Annotated in this window: 1 protein-coding gene; it reads right to left on the bottom strand. The window is 65.9% G+C overall.

Annotation, left to right across the window (positions count from 1 at the left end):
• The coding region (locus tag AC0IYH_RS32475) for a hypothetical protein (RefSeq protein ID WP_471838464.1) at positions 1-258 on the bottom strand (258 nt) is incomplete at both ends.

Below are 258 nucleotides of genomic sequence, written 5' to 3'. Positions count from 1 at the left end.
CATAGGGGTGATTGGGCATCGTCGGCCAGCATGGGTCGCCCGCCACCCCGTCCTCGTTCCCGACCCAGCGGATGTCGGTGCCGAGCGGATCGAAGGTGCACGCCATCGGCTGGTGCTGGTGGACGAGCGCGATGATCGACGGCCAGTCGTAATATTTCGGTGCATCGATCGTCCGGGTCTCGCGCGCGCCGCCATAATAGCCGTCGCCGCCGTTGGCGCCGTCGAACCAGAATTCGAACAGCTCGCCATAGCGGGTGC

The sequence above is a fragment of the Pseudomonas sp. AC463 genome (genome assembly GCF_979253585.1).
The sequence above is the reverse complement of the archived record's forward strand: the minus strand, read 5'-3'. Positions and strand labels throughout refer to the sequence as shown.